The organism is Pseudomonas sp. P5_109 (assembly GCF_034009455.1).
Lineage (GTDB): Bacteria > Pseudomonadota > Gammaproteobacteria > Pseudomonadales > Pseudomonadaceae > Aquipseudomonas.
Genome location: NZ_CP125380.1, coordinates 6,102,080 through 6,119,527 on the forward strand (window position 1 = coordinate 6,102,080; position 17,448 = coordinate 6,119,527).

A 17,448-nucleotide genomic window follows, 5' to 3' on the forward strand; every position below is an offset into this window, starting at 1 on the left:
ATGCAGCGACAATTCGACGATCTTCAGTTGGGCAGCATCGAACTGTTTTGCCTGGCCGCCGAGGCCGGTAGCTTCACCGCTGCGGCACTGGTGGCTGGGGTGACGCCGGCAGCCGTGAGCCGTTCGGTGTCGCGCATGGAAGAACGCCTCGGTGTGCGTCTGTTTGCGCGCACCACCCGCAGCGTGAAGCTGACCGACAGTGGTCGCCGTTATTACGAGGAATGTCGCCAGGCCCTGGCGCAACTGGTCGAGGCCCAGCGCGAGGTCATGGGCCAGCAGCAAGTGCCGTCCGGAACCTTGCGCATCAGTATTCCGACCACCTACGCGCATCATCGAATCCTGCCGCTGTTGCCCGAATTCCGGGCGCGCTATCCGGCAGTGAAGGTCGAGTCGCACATCAGTAATCGCAACATCGATTTCGTCGGCGAAGGCTACGACATGGCGATTCGGGTGCGAGCCATCCCGGACTCCGGCCTGATCGCCCGACAACTGGAAGATGCCGCCCTGGTGCTGATCGCCAGCCCGGATTACCTGAAACGGGCCGGCACTCCACAAACCCTGGGCGACCTCGAACACCACGAATGCATTCAGTACGAACTGCCCAGCAGCGGCCGGCGCATTGCCTGGTTGTTCAATGATGAAGGCGTACCCCGGGAGATTCTGGCCGAGGGCAACCTCAGTTGTTCCGATGATGTACTGGGCGGGGTGACGCTGGCCAAACACGGGGCGGGGTTGTTTCAGACCTATCGCTTTATCGTTGAAAAGGAACTGGCCGACGGCTCGCTGGTGGAAGTGCTCAAGCCCTATGGCGGGCGCTCGCGGCCATTCACGCTGCTGTACCCGCAAAGTCGCCACATGCCGTTGCGCCTGAGGGCGTTCATCGATTTTCTGGTGGAGCATTTGCCGCGCTGACAGCGAAAGTGTCCGATCACCGCCCACAAAGCGCCCGCGTGCCGTCTCTCCAATTGACCGTATTAACCAGTTAGTACAATTTATCCCCACAGGCCGGGAACCTCGGCCAATTCCAAAAATAATAAGTGGAGAGATTCCGATGTCCCCTATCGTTCTGGTGCTCAACGGCCCGAATCTGAACCTGCTCGGCACCCGTGAACCGGCGACTTACGGCCACGAAACCCTGGCAGACATTTCGTCCCTGTGCGCACGTACCGCCGAAGAGTTCGGCCTGGCAGTGGAGTTTCGCCAGACCAACCATGAAGGCGAACTGCTCGACTGGATTCACGGCGCCCGTGGCCGCTGTGCCGGGATCTTGATCAACCCGGCCGCGTGGACCCACACCTCCGTCGCCATTCGCGACGCCCTGGTCGCCAGCGAACTGCCGGTGATCGAAGTCCACCTGTCCAACGTCCACGCCCGCGAGCCCTTCCGCCACCACTCGTTCGTTTCCGCCATCGCAACTGCCGTGATGGCCGGTTTCGGCAGTCATGGCTATCGCCTGGCACTGGAACACTTCAGCCAACGTTTGAAGGGGTGATCGCCGTGACTCAGAACCACGCGGTACTGGCCGGGCTGATCGGCGCCGGCATCCAGGCTTCCCGCACGCCGGCGCTGCACGAGCACGAAGGCGACGCCCAAGGGCTGCGCTACCTGTATCGCCTGATTGATCTTGATCAGTTGAAACTCGACAGCAACGCCCTGCCCGACCTGTTGATGGCTGCCGAGCGCATGCATTTCACCGGGCTGAACATCACCTTTCCATGCAAGCAGGCGATCATCCCGCTGCTCGACGAACTCTCGCCGGAGGCGCGCGGTATCGGTGCGGTCAACACGGTGGTGCTCAAGGATGGCAAACGCATCGGCCACAACACCGATTGCCTGGGCTTTGCCGAGGGTTTTCGCCGGGGCTTGAAGGGCGTTGCCGTTGAGCGTGTCGTACAAATGGGCGCTGGCGGCGCAGGTGCGGCGGTGGCCCACGCGTTGTTGAGTGAAGGCGTACAACAGATGAGCATTTTCGATGTGGACATCCACCGCGCACAGGATCTGGCCGACAACCTCAATCAGCATTTCAATGCCGGTCGGGCGGTGGCCGGGCATGACCTGCCCAGCGCCATGGCCCAGGCTGACGGCCTGGTGAACACCACGCCGATGGGCATGAAAAAGCTGCCGGGCATGCCGGTGCCGGTGGAGTTGCTGCGCGCCGAATTGTGGGTGGCGGAGATCGTTTACTTCCCGCTGGAAACCGAACTGCTGCGCAACGCCCGCGCCCTCGGTTGCCGGACGCTGGACGGCGGCAACATGGCGGTGTTTCAGGCGGTGAAGGCGTTCGAGTTGTTCAGCGGCGTGGTACCGGATGCCCAGCGGATGCTTGAGCATTTCCAGAGCATGAATGGCTGACGCGACTTGTAGGAGCCGGCTTGCTGGCGATGGCGATCATGCAGACGCGATCGCCAGCAAGCCGGCTCCTACAAAGGCGATTCACACAGCTGTATCAGGCTTGCAGGTACCGCAACACCGACTCGCAAATCATCTCGCGATGACGCTGCTTGATGCGTTCGTCCGGCAGGTCGATCTGAAAAATCTCACCAAATGTATGGCGGTTCGAGACGCGATAGAAGCAAAACGAACTGATCAGCAAATGCACATCCAGCGGATCAAGCCCGGTACGGAACAGCCCCTGCTCGGCGCCGCGACGCAGAATCTCGCCCAGTGAATCGAGGATGGTGTTGTTCATCGCCTTGATCGCATCGGAGCGCTTCACATACTCGGCGTTGTGAATGTTCTCGATACTGACGATGCGCACGAAATCGACGTTGCGATCATGGTGGTCGAAGGTGAACTCCACCAACCGCCGAATGGCTTCGATCGGCGCCAACTCCGCCAGGTGCAGGCGATTTTCGGTGTTGCGGATATCGCCGTAGAGTTTCTCCAGCACCTCGACGTAGAGCTGCTCCTTACTGCCGAAGTAGTAATAGATCATGCGCTTGGAGGTGTGGATGCGCTCGGCGATGGCATCGACACGAGCACCGGAAAGCCCCTGCTGGACGAATTCGACGATCGCCTCCTGCAGGATGTTCTCGCGGGTCTTTTCCGGGTTGTTCTTGCGACTCTTGCGCGGCTCGACACCTGGTTCTACGGAAGCTGCGGGGAGTTCTGAGGTCATTGTCATTGCGGGCTCACGGCCATCACTGCACAGGCTGGCGATTATGGGCCGCGCGACACGGTGAGGGAACCCGCGCAGCCCACGTTTAATCCCGCGTTTACGAATTTCCTACAACTTCGCCTGACGCAATGCGCCGCTGCGGGATTTGGCCATGGCCGCCAGGCGCACCGCGACGTTGGCCGCGCCGTAGCCGGCATAACCATTTTTACGCTGGATGATCTCGAAGAAGAATCGCCCCTCGAACGGCTCGGTGTACACATGAAACAGCTCACCGCCCTGGGCGTCGCGATCGTACAACACATTGTAGTAGGCCAGTTCGCTGAGGAACTCGTCGTCGAAGTCGAACCGCGCCGCCAGGTCATCGTAGTAGTTGAGCGGGATATCCAGCAGCGGCACACCCGCCTCTTTTGCACGGCTGACCTGGGCAAAGATGTCATCGCAATCAAACGCGATGTGATGCACACCGGAGCCGCGATAACTCGACAGCGCGTGTGAGATCGCGGTGTTGCGGTTCTCGGAAATGTTCAGCGGCAGGCGGATCGAACTGTCGCGGCTGCGCAAGGCACGGCTCTTCACCAGACCATAAGGATCCGGTAGCACGACTTCATCGTCCGCCGCGAAATCCAGCAGGCTCTTATAGAACAGCACCCAGCTGTCGAGGCTGTCGGCCGGCAGCGCCATGGCCATGTGGTCGATGCGCTTGAGGCCACCGCTGACTGGCGCATCCGCCAGCAGATTGAAGTCGGTGCCGTAGACGTCGGCATCCTGGTCCACCAGATAAATCAGGCTGCCATCCGGCGCACGCACAGCGGCGAGTTCCAGTTCATTGGGGCCGACCAGTCCGCGATAGGGCTGGCCCTTGTAGGCCACGGCACGGGCCAATGCGCTCGCGCTGTCCTTGACCCGCACGGCGGTGGCGCACAACGACGGGCCGTGGGCTTCGAAAAAGCTGTGGCCGAAGGAGTAAGGCTCTGAGTTGAGGATCAGGTTGATATCGCCCTGGCGCAGCAGGCTGACGCTCTTGGACCGATGCTGCCCGGCCTTGACGAAGCCCAGTCGTTCCAGCCAATGGGAGAGCTTGGCGCCAAGGCTTTCGTCCACGGCAAACTCGAGAAATTCGATGCCGTTGTACTCACTGGCCTTGGGCGTTTCGAACAGAATCTCAGGGTTGGCCGCAGGCTTGGTCTCCTGCGCCAGACGCTCGCGGGTTTTCTCTTCCAGATACAGCAGCGAACGCAAACCGTCGGCGGCGTTGGCTCGCGGCGGCGCGGCGCGGAAACCGTCGTTGAAAATTTCCAGCGACAATGGCCCGGTGTAGCCGCTCTTGATGATTGGCGCGAGGAACCCCGGCAAGTCGAATTCACCCTGGCCCGGGAAGCAGCGAAAATGCCGGCTCCACTCCAGCACGTCCATGGCCAGGATCGGCGCGTCGGCCATTTGCACGAAGAAAATCTTGTCGCCGGGAATCTCGGCGATGGCACTTGGATCACCCTTGAGCGACAAGGTGTGAAAACTGTCCAACAGCACGCCCAGGCTTGGGTGATCGGCCTGGCGCACGATGTTCCACACCTGTTGATAGGTGTTCACATGCCGGCCCCAGGCCAGCGCTTCGTAACCGATACGCAGGCCGCGTGCCCCGGCGTGCTCAGCCAGCAGTCGCAGATCGTCGACCAGAATCTGTTCATCACCGATGGACTCGGCCGAGGTGTTGCTGCACACCAGCACCAAGTCGGTGCCCAGTTCCTGCATCAAGTCGAATTTGCGCTCGGCGCGCTCCAGGTTGCGCGACAGCCGGTCACGTCGACAGCCTTCGAAATCACGGAAAGGTTGAAACAGGGTGATGGCGATCCCGAGATCGGCGCACATCTGTTTAATTTCCCGCGGGCTGCCGTCGTAGTAGAGAAGGTCGTTTTCGAAAATCTCGACGCCGTCGAACCCGGCGGCGGCAATGGCTTCGAGTTTTTCCGGCAGGGTACCGCTCAAGGATACGGTGGCAATGGAACGCTGCATATTTCGACTCCCGGTGGTGGAGGCAATCTTGTTAGGGACATCGCACGCTTTTGCAGGAGCCCGGCATACCGGCGACGGCGAGGGCGATCTCGCGGACGCTATCGCCGGCAAGCCGGGCTCCTACAGGGATCGTGTTTAGCTTTGAGTGAATTATTGGCTGCGCGATCCCACACAGCAATTTAAAGTGTACTACCCAGTTAGTTTTGTGTTCGATTATCGAACAAAATGGTAGTTGGCGAATTGACGATTTTTTGTCCACTGCCCAACATCGACCACACATTGAGTCCGAACTCGCAGCACCGGCCGCGATGTCCAAAACACCAAATAACAAATTCAAAAAACGGGTGGTACATATGCTTCCTTCCCAAAGCTCACGCATGGCTCCGGCCATGAGCGTCACTGCCGGCGGTATCGGCGACAAAATCCGCGGCGCCATGGCAGTCGGCAAGACCCGTTGGGGCATGCTGGCGCTGGTGTTTTTCGCCACCACCCTCAACTACATCGACCGCGCCGCCCTGGGCGTGATGCAACCCATCCTGGCCAAGGAAATGAGCTGGACGGCGATGGACTACGCCAACATCAACTTCTGGTTCCAGGTCGGCTACGCCATCGGTTTCGTATTGCAGGGCCGCCTGATCGACCGGGTCGGCGTCAAACGCGTGTTCTTCTGCGCCGTGCTGCTCTGGAGCCTGGCGACCGGCGCCCATGGCCTGGCCACTTCGGCGGTCGGCTTCATGGTCTGCCGCTTCATCCTCGGCCTGACCGAAGCCGCGAACTACCCGGCTTGCGTGAAAACCACGCGCCTGTGGTTCCCGGCCGGCGAGCGCGCCGTGGCCACCGGCATTTTCAACGCTGGCACCAACGTCGGTGCGATGTTCACCCCGATGCTGCTGCCACTGATCCTGCACGTCTGGGGCTGGCAAGCCGCGTTCCTGTGCATGTCGGCACTGGGCGGGATCTGGCTGGTACTCTGGGGCCTGAAGTACTTCAACCCGGAAGACCACCCGAGCGTCAAACAGTCGGAGCTGGACTACATCCAGAATGAAGTCGAACCGGAACAAACCCGCGTGCCGTTCTCGAAAATCCTGCGCATGCGCGGCACCTGGGCCTTCGCCCTCGCCTACTCGATGACCGCCCCGGTGTTCTGGTTCTACCTGTACTGGCTACCGCCGTTCCTCAACCAGCAATACAACCTGGGCATCAACGTGACCCAGATGGGCATTCCGCTGATCATCATCTACCTCACTGCCGACTTCGGCAGCGTTGGCGGCGGCATCCTTTCCTCGTTCCTGATCGGCCGCGGCGTCAACCCGATCAAGGCGCGACTGATGTCCATGTTCCTGTTTGCCTGCTGCATCATCGGCGTGATCATGGCGGCCGGCTCCAGCAACCTGTGGGTCGCGGTGGCCGCCATCTCCCTGGCCATCGGCGCGCACCAGGCCTGGACCGCGAACATCTGGAGCCTGGTGATGGACTACACGCCCAAGCACATGATGAGTACGGTGTTCGGCTTCGGTGGCATGTGCGCGGCGATTGGCGGGATGTTCATGACCCAGTTGGTCGGCCATATCCTGACCGTCACCAACAACAACTACACAGTGCTGTTCACCCTGATCCCGGCGATGTACTTCATCGCGCTGACCTGGATGTACTTCATGGCACCCCGCAAGATTCCGCAAGTAGAAGGCTGATGTTCCCTCAGCGCAGGCCCGATCCCGGGCCTGCGTTTTTTTTGGTTCTTTCACTGTTCCTTTTCGACCGGACGCGGTCTCGTAGGAGCTGGCTTGCCAGCGATGGTCGTTAACGGAAACGCGCATGAACTGGATAAACGCGGCGCACTGGAGTCCATCGCCAGCAAGCCGGCTCCTACAGTTTGGTGTTCACATCATTTCGACTCGGACGCGGTCCCTTGTAGGAGCTGGCTTGCCAGCGATGGTCGTTAACGAAAACGCGCATGAACTGGATAAACGCGGCGCACTTGAGTCCATCGCCAGCAAGCCGGCTCCTACAGTTTGGTGTTCACATCATTTCGACTCGGACGCGGTGTTTTGTAGGAGCTGGCTTGCCAGCGATGGTCGTTAACGGAAACGCGCATGAACTGGATAAACGCGGCGCACTGGAGTCCATCGCCAGCAAGCCGGCTCCTACAGTTTGATGTTCACATCATGTCGACTCGGACGCGGTGTTTTGTAGGAGCTGGCTTGCCAGCGATGGTCGTTAACGAAAACGCGTATGAATTGGATAAACGCGGCGCACTGGAGTCCATCGCCAGCAAGCCGGCTCCTACAGTTTGGTGTTCACACTATTTCGACTGGAACGCGGTCCCTTGTAGGAGCTGGCTTGCCAGCGATGGTCGTTAACGAAAACGCGCATGAACTGGATAAACGCGGCGCACTTGAGTCCGCCGCCAGCAAGCCGGCTCCTACAGTTTGGTGTTCACACTATTTCGACTCGGGCGCGGTCCCTTGTAGGAGCTGGCTTGCCAGCGATGGTCGTTAACGATGACGCGTGTGAACCGGATAAACGCGGCGCACTGGAGTCCATCGCCAGCAAGCCGGCTCCTACGATTTCCCAGGACTTCCTGATTAACCTTTGCGGCTTTGCTGCCAGGCCGCGGCCAACCCGCTGCAGCAGATCACGGCAATACCGAGCACGGTGGTCAGTGTCGGCGTGTGGGAAAAAAGCAGCCAGCCCAGCAGACCCGCGAAGATGATCTGGCAATAGCTGAACGGTGCCAATAGTGCCGGTGCCGCGAGGCGGAAAGCCTGGGTCAGGAACAGGTGAGCCGTCATCCCGCAGGCACCCAGCGCCAGCATCATCGCGCCGTGTACCAGATTCGGCGTCTGCCAGAAGAACGGCACCAGCGCACTCATCACCAGCGTATTGCACAAGCCTGCGAAAAAGTTGCTGGTGGTTGGGCTATCGATCTCGCTGAGCTTGCGCGTCAGCAGTTGATAGAAGCAGAAAAACAATGCCGAGCAGAACGGCAGCAACACCGCCGGGGTAAACAGGTCTCCGCCTGGGTGAACGATGATCAGCACCCCGCTGAAACCGAAAATCACCGCCAGCCATTGTCCCCGCGTCACCCGCTCGCCAAGCAGCGGAACCGACAACGCGGTCACCAGCACCGGAGCGAGGAAGTTGACCGAGGTGGCCTCGGCCAGCGGGATGTACATCAGCCCCGTGGTGAAAAACAGACTGGTGCCCAGCAAACACAGCGCCCGGGTCACCTGCATTAACGGCCGTTTTGTACGCAGCACCCCCAGCCCGGACTGCGGCAGGAAAATCCCGGCCATCAACAAGGTGTGAACCACGTAACGCGCCCACACCACCATGACAATGGGATAGAAACCCGAGAGGTATTTGGAAAAGGCATCGTGGCTGGAAAACAGGAAGGTTGCGACAACGATCAGCAGGATCCCTTTGAAGGGCTGATTGACGCCGGAAAGCGGGGTGCTGACGGTCATTGGGTTTCCTTACTTGAAATCAAAAGCATCACCTGTAGGAGCGAGCTTGCTCGCGATGGTCGTCAACGATGATGATGGCCGCCTGGACAAACACGGCGCCCTCACGTCCATCGCGAGCAAGCTCGCTCCTACAAGCGAAAGGTGCGCAGCAGCACTTATAGCCGCGCCAACAATTCCCGGGTTTTATCCAGTGCCATCTGCGCCCGATCCAATCCACTCACACCCTGCTCCAGCAACTGCAGGGTGGGAATCTCCAGGCTCAACGGTATGCCAGCCGGCAAACCGCGCAACAACCCCGGCAGGTCGCAATCGCCATCACCGGGAAAACGCCGTTCGTTACGCGCCTGACGCAAGATTTCCGCCATATCGCCAGGCCGTGGCCCTGCGACGTCACACAACTGTGCATACCGTAACCGTGAGGGGGCAACTTTGACCAGTTCTTCCAACCGTGATCCAGAGCGGTCGAAGTGAAAGGCGTCGACCAACACTGCGCCGTTTTCACGCCCGGCGTTTTCCACGATACGCGCAGCTTGTTGAAGATTGCGCGCATCGGTCCAGGGCATGAACTCCAGATGCGGGTGCAGCCCATAGACTGCCGCCAGATCACAGAGCTCGGCAAAATGCTCCGTCAGCCGCTGTTCGTCAGGATCGTTACCGGCCACCAGCAATTCACTGGCACCGAACTCGGCACCCACCGCGAGGATTTTCTCGAAATCGGCGACGACGGTTTCCGGCTTGAGCCGCAGGATTTCGACGTCCAGCACCCCAATACCGGTGGCGCGCAGACGCGCCAGGGTCTGGCGCCGCAATTCGTGGTCGGCCACCAGGGAAAAATGGTGCTCCTCAGGGGTTGCCGGTACCAGGCGCAAGCCGACATGGCTGTACCCGGCCCGCGCGGCGACCTCGACCATGTCGGGCGGTGACAACTCCAGCACGGTCAGGCTGGCCAGGGAGAAGATTCGCTCGCTCATGCTCAACCCTCGATCAAGGATGGCGCGCAGGCACGCCCGGTTTCGGCGGCTTCGCGGATGGCTTCGATCAGCGCCAACGTACGCGCGGCATCGGCGGCACTCACCAGCGGCTCGACCTCCCGGCGCGCAACGCGCACGAAGTGCTGCAACTGCAAACGCAGGGCTTCATCGGCACTGAAGTTTTCCTGGGTTGCCAGCAACGGTTGATGCCAGCCGCCGTCGACTTCGTTGTAGTGCCAGCGTTTAAGCTGCGGAATGCTCAGCGCCCCACCTGTCCCGGCCAGCAGGTAGCAGGGTTGATCAGGATGACGCGGGTACACCGGGTTCTCCCCCGAATCCAGCTCCCAACTCCAGGGCGCAGCCACCGCATCGGAGCCGGTCAGGCTGCCCAGCGCACCGTTGTCGAATTGCAACAACACCGCCGCGCAATCCTCGTTGGCAAACCCGCGAATGGCGTTGCTGGTGATGGCCTGAACCTGACGCACTTCACCGCACAAATGCCGCAGCAGATCGAGGTCGTGGATCAGATTGGTCAGCAACATCCCCGCACCGGCCTCGCGGCGCCAGGGTGTTTCGAAATAGCTGTCGGGCTTGCGCAACTGCCAGAGCGCCGTGACCGTGGTCAGCCGACCCAGTGCGCCGCTGTGGATAAGTTCATGGGCGCGGACGATCAGCGGATTGTGGCGACGATGATGTCCGACCAGTACCGGAACGCCACTCGCCTTCGAGGCAGCCACCAACTCCCTGGCTTCATCCAGGTGCACGCCCACCGGTTTTTCCAGCAGTACCGGCACACCGGCCGCGAGGCAATCGAGGGCCGAGCTGACGTGCAGCGTGTTCGGGTTGGCGACGATGACGGCGTCCGGCTTCGCCTGCTCCAGCATCTGGCGATGATCGGCGAAATACGCCACATCCCATTGCGCCGCAAGTCTTGCTGCCTGTGGCCCGGGATCGGCCACGGCGCACAAGGTCGCTTCGGTCATGGATTGCAGATGCTGGTAATGCTGCTGGCCCATGTTGCCAGCACCAATCAAAGCGATGCGAAGTGGCGAATTCAAGATACGGTCCTCTTGTGAATGTTATTGGAGCGATGAATTCCAATAATTTAGAACCTGGTTCCAGATTCTCACACAGAGCCATTCTGAAAGTGTTCGAACAGCGCACAGCTTCTCAAGCTGAACGCTGTTCAAAGTGTGGGTGCAACTGTCATCACCATGACACTCCGCCATCGCTGGCAAGCCAGCTCCTACAGGGGACTGCAGGCAGACACAAATCCCGGGATAGCCCGCTCCCACAAGGGATTTCGGCGCTTTTAGTTGAACAACTCCGACGCCAGACTTGCCGCCGACAACTCCTCGGTAAACGCCAACAGCAACGGCGCCAGCTCATGCAACCTCGCCCCCGGCATCCGCGCACTCGGCCCGGCAATGCTGAGCACGCCGATCACCCGTCCATCGGCGGGATGGCGCACTACGGCCGCAATTGCCGAAGTGCCGACCGCCGAGCTCTCCTCGACCCAGGCGTAGCCCTGCTCCCGCGCCAGGCGCAGGCGTTCAAGCAATTCGATGTTCGAGCGCGGCGCGTTCGGTCCCACATGTTCCGGCACCTGCGCGCCCTGCCGTTCCACCAGCGACAAGGCTTCGGCATCGCTCATGCACGCCAGCCACGCATGCCCCGAGGCGGTGTAGAACAACGGCGCATCGCGGCCCATGTCCGGGTCGTAACGCAGACCGGAACGGGCGCCCTGGGACTTGGCGATCCAGGTCTGACGCTCGCCATCGATCACACCCAGGCGGACCAGCTCGCCGGTTTCCTGAGCCAGGCGGTCAAGCACCGGCTGCACGATGTCGGCACCGCTGCTCGACAGGTAGCGGAAACCCATCGCCACCAGTTTGGTCGAGAGGTGATAACGCAAATTGTCCGGATTCTGCCGCACGTAACCGAGACGGATCAGCTCGGCCAGCAGGCGATGAGTCGCGCTCTTGGGGATGTCCAGTTGCTCCGCCAGGGTCTGCATCGGCAGGCCACGGGGATCGCTGGTGAGGCTTTCGAGCACACTGAAAACACGTTCGATCTGACTGCCGGCCATGGTCGCTTCCACGCAAAATTTGCTCGATTCTAGAAGACAACAGCACGAATGCGAAATCTGGAACTGTGCGTTCGATAACCGCCCGCTTTACGCCCTCCAGACTTGTTTGGCTTCATCTGCTTCTTATATTTTCTGGAACTAGATTCCAAAACAATAGAACACCGGAGTTCAAACAATGCCTGCCGAAGCGCACTTCCTTCCCGACATCGACTGCGATGTGCTGATCGTTGGCTCCGGTGCGGCGGGACTGTCGGCGGCCGTGACCGCCGCGTGGCACGGGCTCAAAGTCATAGTGGTAGAAAAGGACCCGGTATTCGGCGGTGCCACGGCCTGGTCCGGGGGCTGGGCCTGGGTGCCGTGCAACCCGTTGGCCCGGCGCGCGGGCATCGTCGAAGACGTTGAACTGCCGCGCACTTACCTGAAACATGAGCTAGGCGCGCGCTTTGATCCGGCAATGATCGACGCTTTCCTGGAGGCCGGCCCGCGGATGGTGTCGTTCTTCGAACAACACACCGCGCTGCAATTCGCCCATGGCAACACCATTGCCGACATTCACGGCGACACACCCGGGGCAGGCACCGGTGGACGTTCGGTGATCGCGGCCCCTTACGACGCACGAAAAGTCGGCACGCTGCTCAAGCGTCTGCGCAAAACCATGCGGGAAACCTCGTTCATGGGCATGCCGATCATGGCGGGGGCCGATCTTACGGCCTTCCTCAACCTGACCCGTTCACTGTCGGCGGCTTGGCACGTTACGCGGCGTTTCAGCCGCCACCTGTTAGACCTCGCCGTCCATGGCCGGGCGATGCAACTGGTCAACGGCGTGGCCTTGGTGGCGCGCCTGGCGAAATCCGCCGATGACCTCGGCGTGCTGCTCTGGGAATCAGCGCCCGTGACCCGATTGCTGCGCGAAAATGATCGGGTACGAGGTGCCGTGGTCATCACCGCCAAGGGCTCGGTGCGCATCCATTCACGCAAGGCCGTGGTGCTCGCAGCAGGTGGTTTCGCCAATGACATTGCACGCCGCAAGGCACTGTTCCCCCGCACACCGACCGGGCATGAGCACCTGGCCTTGCCGCCCCTCGGCGTTTGCGGGGATGGCCTGCGCCTGGGCGAAAGTGCCGGTGCCCGGGTGAATACCGACATGGCGTCGACCGCCGCCTGGGCGCCGGTATCACAAGTGCCTCACCGCGACGGCAGCACGGGACATTTCCCGCACATCATCGAGCGGGGCAAACCAGGCATCATCGGTGTGCTGAGCAACGGCCAGCGCTTCGTCAATGAAGCCAACGGCTACTACGACTACGTCACGGCCATGGTCGCCGCCGCCCCGCCAGGTGAAGAGGTGGCGTCGTGGCTGATCTGCACCCACGGCTTTCAGCGTCGTTACGGCCTGGGCATCTCTCGGCCATTTCCGGTGCCGCTGTCATCCTTCATCCGCAGCGGCTATCTGAAAACCGGCAATACGCTTGAGGAATTGGCGGCAGCCTGTGGCATCGACCCGATTGGCTTGCGCAGCACCGTGTCAGATTACAACCGCCACGCGCGCAACGGCGAGGACCCGCAGTTCGGTCGTGGTTCCACGCCCTACAATCGCAAACAGGGTGACGCACTACAGCAACCCAACCCCTGCGTCGCGCCGATCGAACAAGGCCCCTTCTATGCCGTGAAAGTCCAGCCGGGCTGCTTCGGCACCTTTGCCGGGCTTCAGGTCAACGAACATGCCCAGGTCCTGGATGACTCGGCGCAGCCTATTACTGGGTTGTATGCGGCGGGCAGCGACATGGCCAGCATCATGGGCGGTCATTATCCCGCTGGCGGCATCAACCTTGGCCCGGCGCTGACCTTCGGCTACATCGCCGCGCGCCATATCGCAGGCGTCACAGCTTATGAAAAGGAGATCGACCATGCAGCACATCGTTAATGCACAGGGTTTGAATATGCCGAAACTCGGTCTCGGCACCTGGCCAATGCTCGGCGAGGAATGCACCCGTGCCGTGGAGCAGGCGCTGGCCCTGGGTTACCGGCACATCGACACGGCAGCGGCCTACAACAACGAAGACGCTGTCGGTCAGGCGCTGGCGAACAGTCCGACACCCCGCGAGCAGATCCATGTCACGACCAAAGTCTGGTGGGACCAACTGCAACCTGACGCCATGCGCCATTCCATGGACCGCAGCCTCAAGGCCTTGCGCAGCGAATACGTCGACCTGTTCATGCTCCATTGGCCAACCACCGATTGGGATTTGCCGCGCACCATCGACACCCTGGTGTCGTTCAAGGAACAAGGCCTGGCGCGTAACATCGGGGTGGCGAATTTTCCCTTGCCGCTGTTGCGCAAAGTTGTCGAAGAGCTGGGCGCACCGCTGTCAGCCATTCAGGTCGAATACCACGTACTGCTCGGACAAAACGCCCTGCTGAACTACGCCCGTCAGCACGACCTGGCATTGACCGCCTTCACACCGCTGGCGCGCAACAAGGTTTCGGGCATCCCGGCAATTCAGCAGATCGCCGCCAAACATGCTGTGCTGCCAACCCAGGTCGCGCTCAAATGGCTGCTGGATCAACCGAACGTGGCCGCGATTCCCAAGGCCAGCAGCGAGGCCAACCAGCGGGCCAACCTGGCAGCGCTCGAGGTCAGTCTGGATGACCAGGATCGTGCATTGATCGCAAGCCTCAGCAAACGCGAGCGACAGGTCAGCCCGGACTTTGCGCCGATGTGGGATGCGTTCGACCAATAACCGTGAAAAGGCCGCTTACGCTGTACGAAAGGCGTCGGCCTTACCAACCCTTACACATTTCCCCCACACGCTTTTACCAGTGCGGTTATTCATAGATCGGCGATACACGCCCCACCCATCTATGAGAGGCCGCAATCATGTTATGGAACAAAGCAAGACGCAGCGACAACGTGAACGACACGCGCGAGGGCAAGGATGCCCGCACACTGACAGGGAAAATTTTAGGCACCGGACTGGCTGCGGTTACGTTGGCGAGTGCCGGACTTTACTCCGCATTGAGCACGCCACCGGATGCTCCTTCACCCTCCCTGAACCCACCCGCCACCTCCGTCTCGATTCAACCGGATACGGATCCGCAAATGATGTTTGTCCAGTCGGTACTGGGCGACACCGAGGACACCTGGAAACAGCTGTTTGCACAATCGGGACGACTCTACCCGCCCCCCACGCTGACGCTGTTCAACAATGGCGTGAATTCGGCATGTGGTTTTGCCGGTTCCTCCAACGGGCCCTTCTATTGCCCGAGCAATCAACAGGTGTATCTGGACCTGACCTTCTTCACACAACTGGAGCAGCAGTTTTCCGTGGTCGGTGACTTCGCGCGGGCCTACATCATCGCTCACGAAATCGGCCATCACGTGCAGCTTGAGCTGGGACTGTCCGAACCTTTCGAGACAGCCTTGCTCGAGCAGCAACCCGTCACCGGTGATGGTGGCCTGGAGGTGCGCGCGGAATTGCAGGCCGACTGCCTGGCCGGAGTCTGGGCGCACCATGCGCAACAGCGCCTCAATTGGCTGGAGCCTGGTGATATCGAAGCCGCCCTGAATGCCGCTGCGGTGTTCGGTGACGACTACCTGCAACGCTTGCGAAACGCCAGCGTGCGGCCAGAGACATTCAGTCACGGCACCTCCCGGCAGCGCGTGAACTGGTTCGAAACCGGTTTTGCCACGGGCCGCACAGAAGATTGCGACACCTTCGCCGCCGCCAACCTGTAGCCCGCCGGTCAAACAGGCCCGGTATATCGCCGCATGGATAGAACCGCTGCCGCTTAAGGCTGTCTGACGACCGGACTGGCGCCACTCCCACTTGGCAGCAACACTCATCGCACGGACAACCTGAGGATTCCCACATGCTATGGAAAAAAGGCCGACGCAGCGACAACGTGGTCGATGCCCGTGGTGATGATGTTGGCGGCGGCGGTGGTGGCATGCGCTTCGGCGGTGGCAAGGGCCTGAGCCTGACGGCGATCCTTTTGATCGTCGGCATCGGCTGGATCACTGGCCAGGATCCGCTGCAAATCCTCGGACAACTGACCGGGCAAATGGGCCAGCAATCGGCGCCCGCTACCAACCAGAGTCGCCAGGCACCACCGGCCAATGATGAGGGCGCGGAGTTCGTGCGTTCGATCCTCGGCGACACCGAGGACACCTGGGGTGCAATTTTCCAGCAGGCCGGTCGCCAATACAAAGAACCGACCCTGGTGCTGTTCAGCAACCGCGTGAATTCGGCTTGCGGCCTGGCCACCTCGGCGACCGGCCCGTTCTATTGCCCGGCGGACCAGAAGGTCTACCTGGACATGGCGTTCTTCCAGGAAATGTCCCAACGTTTTTCCGCCGCAGGCGACTTCGCCCAGGCTTATGTGATCGCTCACGAAGTCGGACACCATGTGCAGACCCTGCTTGGGGTATCCGCAAAAATTCAGGCCGCGCGCCAACAAGGCCGGCAGATGGAAGGCGACGGCGGCTTGCTGGTTCGTCAGGAGCTGCAGGCCGATTGCCTGGCCGGCGTCTGGGCCAACAATGCGCAGAAGCGCTTGAACTGGCTGGAACCGGGCGACATCGAAGAAGCACTGAATGCAGCGAACGCCATTGGTGATGATCGCTTGCAGCAACAGGGTCAGGGCCGCGTGGTCCCGGACTCGTTCACCCACGGTACGTCGGCGCAACGGGTGCGCTGGTTCAAAACCGGTTTCGCCCAAGGCCAGGTAAGCCAGTGCGATACCTTTGCGACGAAAAATCTGTAAATGAAGAAGTGGTTGTTGGTTGTTCTGTTTACTTGCGCAACGTCCCAGGCCGCCGAGCATGGGGTCAAGGAACTCAGTTCCGGGCGTCTGCTGTTGAAATCAGGTGAAATGGCGGTGGGCATCAGCCCCGCCCCGGAAAAAATCGAACGGGTACTGATCCTCATCCATGGGCGCCTGCGCAATGCGCAAACCTATCTGCAAAGCGGTGAACACGCCGCCGAATTGGCTGGGCAGAGCGCGACGACACTGGTGATTGCCCCGCAGTTCCTCAATGAAACTGACGTTGCGGTGCATCCGGTGGCCGACACGGTTTTGCGCTGGCAAGGCAATGAATGGATGGCCGGCGGTGAATCCACGGCACCGTTTCGGCTGAGTTCCTACGCCGCGCTCGACGAAATCATCACCCGCCTGGGTGACCGCCAGCAGTTTCCGCAGGTGAAGCAAATCGTCATCGCCGGGCACTCCGGCGGCGCGCAGATGGTTCAACGCTATGCCTTGCTCGGTCACGCGCAGTCCGGTCTCGATGCGGCTGGCGTGCAGGTGCGCTACGTGATCGCCAACCCATCCTCCTACGCCTATTTCGATGAGCGCCGACCCGTGGCGTTCAGCCACGCCGGGTGCCCGGATTTCAATCGCTGGAAGTACGGACTGGCGGATTTGCCCGCCTACGCCGAAGGGCAAACCGCCACGCAGTTGCAGGAAAGTTACCTCAAGCGTGAAATCGTTTATCTACTGGGGCAGCAGGACATCGACCCGAACCATCCGGCGCTGGACAAGAGCTGTGAAGCCAAGGCCCAAGGGCCGTATCGATTGGCCCGCGGGCGTTTTTACTTTGATTATCTGAAGCGGCTGCAACCGCAAGGGTTGAATCAGCAACTGATTGAAGTACCCGGAGTCGGGCATAACGGGGACGGGATGTTTACCTCGCCGGAGGGGCAGAAGGCTTTGTTTGGGCAATGACTCTTGTAGTGCCTGGGCCTACCTCTTCGCGAGCAAGCCCGCTCCCACATTGGATCTGAGTGCACACAA

The 17,448-nt window shown here is 60.8% G+C and carries 15 protein-coding genes; 9 read left to right on the forward strand and 6 right to left on the reverse strand.

Translation table 11 applies throughout. The annotated features are described in order from the left end of the window. The 3 genes from QMK54_RS27120 (at nucleotide 1) to QMK54_RS27130 (ending at nucleotide 2,352) form a co-directional block, all read left to right on the forward strand. Nucleotides 1-912 (forward strand): LysR family transcriptional regulator, encoded by a 912-nt coding sequence (locus QMK54_RS27120; RefSeq protein WP_223594639.1) that lies wholly within the window; start codon nucleotides 1-3, stop codon nucleotides 910-912. A gap of 139 nt (nucleotides 913-1,051) precedes the next feature. Further along, nucleotides 1,052-1,492, forward strand: a complete 441-nt coding sequence (gene aroQ / locus QMK54_RS27125) for a type II 3-dehydroquinate dehydratase (RefSeq protein ID WP_223594640.1) — start codon at nucleotides 1,052-1,054, stop codon at nucleotides 1,490-1,492. 5 nt (nucleotides 1,493-1,497) lie between these two features. After that, nucleotides 1,498-2,352 carry a shikimate dehydrogenase gene (locus tag QMK54_RS27130; RefSeq protein WP_320401617.1) on the forward strand — a complete coding sequence of 285 codons (855 nt, stop codon included), beginning with the start codon at nucleotides 1,498-1,500 and terminating at the stop codon, nucleotides 2,350-2,352. Nucleotides 2,353-2,446: 94 nt separating this feature from the next. Here the strand turns inward: QMK54_RS27130 and QMK54_RS27135 are convergent, their stop codons facing one another. Together QMK54_RS27135 and quiC are read right to left on the reverse strand one after the other, a co-directional pair. Then, the gene (locus QMK54_RS27135; RefSeq protein ID WP_110661701.1) at nucleotides 2,447-3,124 is read right to left on the reverse strand and encodes a TetR family transcriptional regulator; all 678 of its coding nucleotides are present in this window, start codon (nucleotides 3,122-3,124) and stop codon (nucleotides 2,447-2,449) included. Nucleotides 3,125-3,226: 102 nt separating this feature from the next. After that, nucleotides 3,227-5,128 (reverse strand): 3-dehydroshikimate dehydratase QuiC, encoded by a 1,902-nt coding sequence (quiC, locus tag QMK54_RS27140; protein ID WP_320401618.1) that lies wholly within the window; start codon nucleotides 5,126-5,128, stop codon nucleotides 3,227-3,229. A 353-nt stretch (nucleotides 5,129-5,481) separates the two neighbouring features. Here quiC and QMK54_RS27145 point away from each other — a divergent pair, with 353 nt between their 5' ends. Continuing rightward, on the forward strand, nucleotides 5,482-6,819 hold the full coding sequence (locus QMK54_RS27145) for an MFS transporter (RefSeq protein WP_110661703.1): 1,338 nt from the start codon (nucleotides 5,482-5,484) through the stop codon (nucleotides 6,817-6,819). Nucleotides 6,820-7,713: 894 nt separating this feature from the next. On the opposite strand, the gene QMK54_RS27150 is transcribed toward QMK54_RS27145, so the two are convergent. From QMK54_RS27150 to QMK54_RS27165, 4 genes are all read right to left on the reverse strand, one after another. Next, a complete protein-coding gene (locus QMK54_RS27150; RefSeq protein ID WP_223594643.1) occupies nucleotides 7,714-8,595 on the reverse strand; it encodes a DMT family transporter in 882 nt (293 codons plus the stop codon). 155 nt (nucleotides 8,596-8,750) lie between these two features. Then, complete coding sequence (locus tag QMK54_RS27155) at nucleotides 8,751-9,566, reverse strand: sugar phosphate isomerase/epimerase (protein ID WP_320401619.1); 816 nt, start codon at nucleotides 9,564-9,566, stop codon at nucleotides 8,751-8,753. A gap of 2 nt (nucleotides 9,567-9,568) precedes the next feature. Beyond that, complete coding sequence (locus tag QMK54_RS27160) at nucleotides 9,569-10,624, reverse strand: Gfo/Idh/MocA family oxidoreductase (RefSeq protein WP_320401620.1); 1,056 nt, start codon at nucleotides 10,622-10,624, stop codon at nucleotides 9,569-9,571. A gap of 254 nt (nucleotides 10,625-10,878) precedes the next feature. Continuing rightward, nucleotides 10,879-11,655 carry an IclR family transcriptional regulator gene (locus tag QMK54_RS27165; protein ID WP_223594647.1) on the reverse strand — a complete coding sequence of 259 codons (777 nt, stop codon included), beginning with the start codon at nucleotides 11,653-11,655 and terminating at the stop codon, nucleotides 10,879-10,881. Between the two features lie 175 nt (nucleotides 11,656-11,830). On the opposite strand from QMK54_RS27165, the gene QMK54_RS27170 reads away from it, so the two are divergent. The 5 genes from QMK54_RS27170 to QMK54_RS27190 all read left to right on the forward strand — a co-directional run bounded on the left by QMK54_RS27170 (nucleotide 11,831) and on the right by QMK54_RS27190 (nucleotide 17,379). Then, nucleotides 11,831-13,579, forward strand: coding sequence for an FAD-dependent oxidoreductase (locus tag QMK54_RS27170; RefSeq protein WP_320401621.1), 1,749 nt, complete (start codon nucleotides 11,831-11,833; stop codon nucleotides 13,577-13,579). Then, nucleotides 13,563-14,396: an aldo/keto reductase gene (locus QMK54_RS27175; RefSeq protein WP_223594649.1), complete on the forward strand. Its 834-nt coding sequence runs from the start codon at nucleotides 13,563-13,565 to the stop codon at nucleotides 14,394-14,396. Before QMK54_RS27170 ends, QMK54_RS27175 begins: the two co-directional genes overlap by 17 nt. A 137-nt stretch (nucleotides 14,397-14,533) precedes the next feature. Then, nucleotides 14,534-15,391 (forward strand): neutral zinc metallopeptidase, encoded by an 858-nt coding sequence (locus QMK54_RS27180; protein ID WP_223594650.1) that lies wholly within the window; start codon nucleotides 14,534-14,536, stop codon nucleotides 15,389-15,391. 134 nt (nucleotides 15,392-15,525) lie between these two features. After that, complete coding sequence (locus tag QMK54_RS27185; RefSeq protein ID WP_223594654.1) at nucleotides 15,526-16,419, forward strand: neutral zinc metallopeptidase; 894 nt, start codon at nucleotides 15,526-15,528, stop codon at nucleotides 16,417-16,419. Next, the gene (locus QMK54_RS27190; protein WP_110662367.1) at nucleotides 16,420-17,379 is read left to right on the forward strand and encodes an alpha/beta fold hydrolase; all 960 of its coding nucleotides are present in this window, start codon (nucleotides 16,420-16,422) and stop codon (nucleotides 17,377-17,379) included. It begins immediately after the preceding gene. Nucleotides 17,380-17,448 lie beyond the last annotated feature (69 nt).

What these genes read in the sequence shown, in the direction of transcription:
- QMK54_RS27120 (WP_223594639.1), top strand. Translation starts at nt 1, where the DNA reads ATGCAGCGACAATTCGACGATCTTCAGTTGGGCAGCATCGAACTGTTT.
- aroQ (WP_223594640.1), top strand. Translation starts at nt 1,052, where the DNA reads ATGTCCCCTATCGTTCTGGTGCTCAACGGCCCGAATCTGAACCTGCTC.
- QMK54_RS27135 (WP_110661701.1), bottom strand. Translation starts at nt 3,124, where the DNA reads ATGACAATGACCTCAGAACTCCCCGCAGCTTCCGTAGAACCAGGTGTC.
- quiC (WP_320401618.1), bottom strand. Translation starts at nt 5,128, where the DNA reads ATGCAGCGTTCCATTGCCACCGTATCCTTGAGCGGTACCCTGCCGGAA.
- QMK54_RS27145 (WP_110661703.1), top strand. Translation starts at nt 5,482, where the DNA reads ATGCTTCCTTCCCAAAGCTCACGCATGGCTCCGGCCATGAGCGTCACT.
- QMK54_RS27150 (WP_223594643.1), bottom strand. Translation starts at nt 8,595, where the DNA reads ATGACCGTCAGCACCCCGCTTTCCGGCGTCAATCAGCCCTTCAAAGGG.
- QMK54_RS27155 (WP_320401619.1), bottom strand. Translation starts at nt 9,566, where the DNA reads ATGAGCGAGCGAATCTTCTCCCTGGCCAGCCTGACCGTGCTGGAGTTG.
- QMK54_RS27165 (WP_223594647.1), bottom strand. Translation starts at nt 11,655, where the DNA reads ATGGCCGGCAGTCAGATCGAACGTGTTTTCAGTGTGCTCGAAAGCCTC.
- QMK54_RS27170 (WP_320401621.1), top strand. Translation starts at nt 11,831, where the DNA reads ATGCCTGCCGAAGCGCACTTCCTTCCCGACATCGACTGCGATGTGCTG.
- QMK54_RS27175 (WP_223594649.1), top strand. Translation starts at nt 13,563, where the DNA reads ATGCAGCACATCGTTAATGCACAGGGTTTGAATATGCCGAAACTCGGT.
- QMK54_RS27180 (WP_223594650.1), top strand. Translation starts at nt 14,534, where the DNA reads ATGTTATGGAACAAAGCAAGACGCAGCGACAACGTGAACGACACGCGC.
- QMK54_RS27185 (WP_223594654.1), top strand. Translation starts at nt 15,526, where the DNA reads ATGCTATGGAAAAAAGGCCGACGCAGCGACAACGTGGTCGATGCCCGT.
- QMK54_RS27190 (WP_110662367.1), top strand. Translation starts at nt 16,420, where the DNA reads ATGAAGAAGTGGTTGTTGGTTGTTCTGTTTACTTGCGCAACGTCCCAG.